The 2,835-nt window shown below is 54.4% G+C and carries 4 protein-coding genes; all 4 read left to right on the forward strand.

All coding sequences use genetic code 11. The features are described 5' to 3' along the window. Positions 1 to 25: 25 nt before the first annotated feature. Positions 26 to 562, forward strand: coding sequence for a PFGI-1 class ICE element type IV pilus protein PilL2 (gene pilL2, locus BM100_RS22155; RefSeq protein WP_092514967.1), 537 nt, complete (start codon positions 26 to 28; stop codon positions 560 to 562). Beyond that, positions 559 to 1,254 carry a TIGR03759 family integrating conjugative element protein gene (locus BM100_RS22160; RefSeq protein ID WP_092514964.1) on the forward strand — a complete coding sequence of 232 codons (696 nt, stop codon included), beginning with the start codon at positions 559 to 561 and terminating at the stop codon, positions 1,252 to 1,254. The genes pilL2 and BM100_RS22160 overlap by 4 nt, the downstream gene beginning before the upstream one ends. Continuing rightward, the gene (locus BM100_RS22165) at positions 1,236 to 1,775 is read left to right on the forward strand and encodes an integrating conjugative element protein (RefSeq protein ID WP_092514965.1); all 540 of its coding nucleotides are present in this window, start codon (positions 1,236 to 1,238) and stop codon (positions 1,773 to 1,775) included. Before BM100_RS22160 ends, BM100_RS22165 begins: the two co-directional genes overlap by 19 nt. Next, positions 1,772 to 2,835 (forward strand): conjugative transfer system coupling protein TraD (traD, locus tag BM100_RS22170; protein WP_139217025.1); only part of this gene is annotated, 1,064 nt, incomplete at its 3' end. The genes BM100_RS22165 and traD, both read left to right, overlap by 4 nt.

The following is a 2,835-nucleotide window of genomic DNA, read 5'->3' on the forward strand; positions in this document are numbered from 1 at the left end:
TTATTGCCGGGCAGGAATAACAGGAATGAGAATAACCCTATTAATGGGCCTATTGGCCACTATCCTGACGGGGTGTCATTCCCCGTCCAAACAACGCCAACCCCAACCCATCTCCGAACAGGTGATTTCTGCAACGCAGGTCACGCACACTATTCAGCCTGTTCCTTCTGATATTTATCAACACACGCCGGAAGTTATTCGTCATGGCCGATATCTGTTGGTCAGTATCGACCCGACAGCTGCACAGCGTGACCCGCTTTCCCAGTTGATTGAGGTTCGTCTCCTTGCATCCCAGAAGCCTACGGTGGGCGATGCCTTGCGTGATGTCTTGCGCCAGTCGGGCTATACCTTGTGTGCACCCGAAAAAACCAATGACATTTTATATCGCCAGCCGTTGCCGTCGGTGCACACTCAGTTCGGCCCTGTTCGACTGCGTACGGCTTTGCAGCTCATGGCAGGCCCAGCCTGGCAACTGGACGTGGATGCGGTACAACGTCAGGTTTGTCACCATCTGCGACCGGGTTATCAGCTCCCGCAACCCCCACAAGGAAAGCAGCCATGAAAGGGTCTCAAATGGGGCTGATGATGTGGGCAGTATTCGGCAGCCCGGCATGGGCAGATGCACCGACACCTTTAACATCACAACAGACGCAGACGGTGGAAAGCCAACCGCAAACGTTGAAAACACAGGCCGGGCAATGGGGATTGAAGATAGAGGAATATCAGCGTTATCAGCATCTGATGGCGGGGCCAAGGGGAATTCAATCGCCGGGACTTGATCCGCTGACAACCTTGGGCATTGAGGCTGAAAATGAGGCCGAACGCCGCCGTTATGCTGAACAGTGGGTCAAAACAGAATTCGCTCGTACTGAAAAAGAGCTGCGCTTTCAGCGAGAAGTGAATGCCGCCTGGCAGCGGCTGTTTCCTGATGTCTTGCCAGTTAATATGACGAAAACACGGGAGGTAAGCGGCCGTCTGGCCCTGTTTGTCAAAGCGAAAGAGTGCCCGTCGTGTGAAACCCGCTTGGCGGAGGTGTTGGCTGCGAAGCAACCTGTTGATATCTATCTGGTCGACAGTCAGGGGAATGATGAGCTGTTACGGCAATGGGCCACAAAGCATCAGATCCCCGTTGAGCGGGTACGCAGCCGACAAATCACCCTGAATCATGATGCGGGCTACTGGTTCCGGTTTGGTAAAGGTCGAATGCCGGTCTTGTTGCGTCAGGGAGAGCAGGGATGGCAGATCACCTCATGATGAAACCGCTGAACTTATTCCCCGTTGTGGGTTTATTATGGATGAGTGCCTGCCATGCCGAACTGAATGTGATTGCCGATTTAGGCGGCAAAGATGCCTCGCCCTTTTATGACAGCATTAATGCCGAACAACATGATGTATCTTTACCATCAGCACCGCCTTTCTCTCCCGACGTGGAAGGTGAAGCCGCCATGCTGCCTGTCAGCACACCGGAATTGTCACCGGGGAAAATCACTAGCAGGTCATTGCAATTGCCGGGGATTGGCGCGCTGTTTCTGATTGGGGATGATCCGGATTCGCATCAATGGTTAAGTCAGAATGCTACTACATTGACGAAACAACAGGCCGTGGGGTTGGTGGTGAATGTCAGAGACATGACGGGGTTACAGGCATTGCGCGCATTAGTTCCGGGGTTACTGCTGTCACCTGCTTCCGGCACCGAGCTGGCTCGCCGGTTGCAATTGCAACATTATCCGGTGTTAATTACCGACACTCGGCTTTCCCAGCAGTTATCGCCATGAGCCGCCGTTATGTGGTTGAAGCTCTGTTACGCCCGGCCGTTGAACTGAATACGGCGCTGGTCGCTGCCGTTGTGGCATTTATCTGTATCTGGGCACCCTGGGCCATTGCACTGACACCTTCAGTCAGTTACGTGATGGCGGGCGGTTTTGCTGCACTGGCGATGATACGCACGTGGCAGAGCATTCAGGTTATCCGCTATCGCAGAAATCTGCGCCGCCTGCCGCGTTACCTGATGAGTACAAAGCACATTCCTGTCAGTCACCGGCAATTGTTTTTAGGGCGGGGATTTCGCTGGCAACAGAAACATACCCAGCGTTTGCAGGATACGCGCCGACCGGAAGTGGAACGATTCGTGCAAGTATCCCGGGTCTATCAGTTTGCCCGCGAACTGGAACGCCGAACCGAATACCGCTGGCCGGCATTATCTGCGCTGCTGCGCAAGGATTCGTGGTTTAATCCGGTGCGCCCGCTGCCACCAGTGGGCGGTAATCCGGCACTCCACGGCATTGAGCCACAGGAAGCGGACGTTTTTATGGACTTGCGTGAGCGGGTCGGGCACACGTTAGTGATGGGGACAACCCGTGTAGGAAAAACCCGGTTGGCCGAACTGTTGATAACGCAGGATATCCGACGTGGTGAGGTGGTGATTGTCTTTGATCCCAAAGGGGATGCTGACTTGCTAAGACGTATCTGGGCAGAAGCGCACCGCGCGGGTCGAGGTAATGAACTGTCCCTCTTTCATTTGGGCTGGCCGGAAATTTCTGCCCGCTATAATGCCGTCGGGCGGTTCGGCCGGGTATCCGAGGTGGCTTCCCGTTTGGCGGGGCAGCTCAGCGGAGAAGGCAACAGTGCCGCGTTTCGTGAATTTGCCTGGCGGTTTGTCAATATTGTCGCTCGTGCACTGGTGGCATTGGGGCACCGACCGGATTACCAGCTGATAACTCGCTACGTCAATAATATCAGTGAACTGTATCAGCGCTATGCCATCCGAGTGATGGAAGAGAGGCAACCGGAGCTGTTGGCGCAAATCAATCATTCTCTCAGCAAACTGAAAGAAAA

It is taken from the genome of Xenorhabdus mauleonii (assembly GCF_900113945.1).
GTDB lineage: Bacteria > Pseudomonadota > Gammaproteobacteria > Enterobacterales > Enterobacteriaceae > Xenorhabdus > Xenorhabdus mauleonii.

Bases quoted from the DNA above. Each gene is read 5' to 3' on its own strand.
- pilL2 (WP_092514967.1), top strand. From the start codon at position 26: ATGAGAATAACCCTATTAATGGGCCTATTGGCCACTATCCTGACGGGG.
- BM100_RS22160 (WP_092514964.1), top strand. From the start codon at position 559: ATGAAAGGGTCTCAAATGGGGCTGATGATGTGGGCAGTATTCGGCAGC.
- BM100_RS22165 (WP_092514965.1), top strand. From the start codon at position 1,236: ATGGCAGATCACCTCATGATGAAACCGCTGAACTTATTCCCCGTTGTG.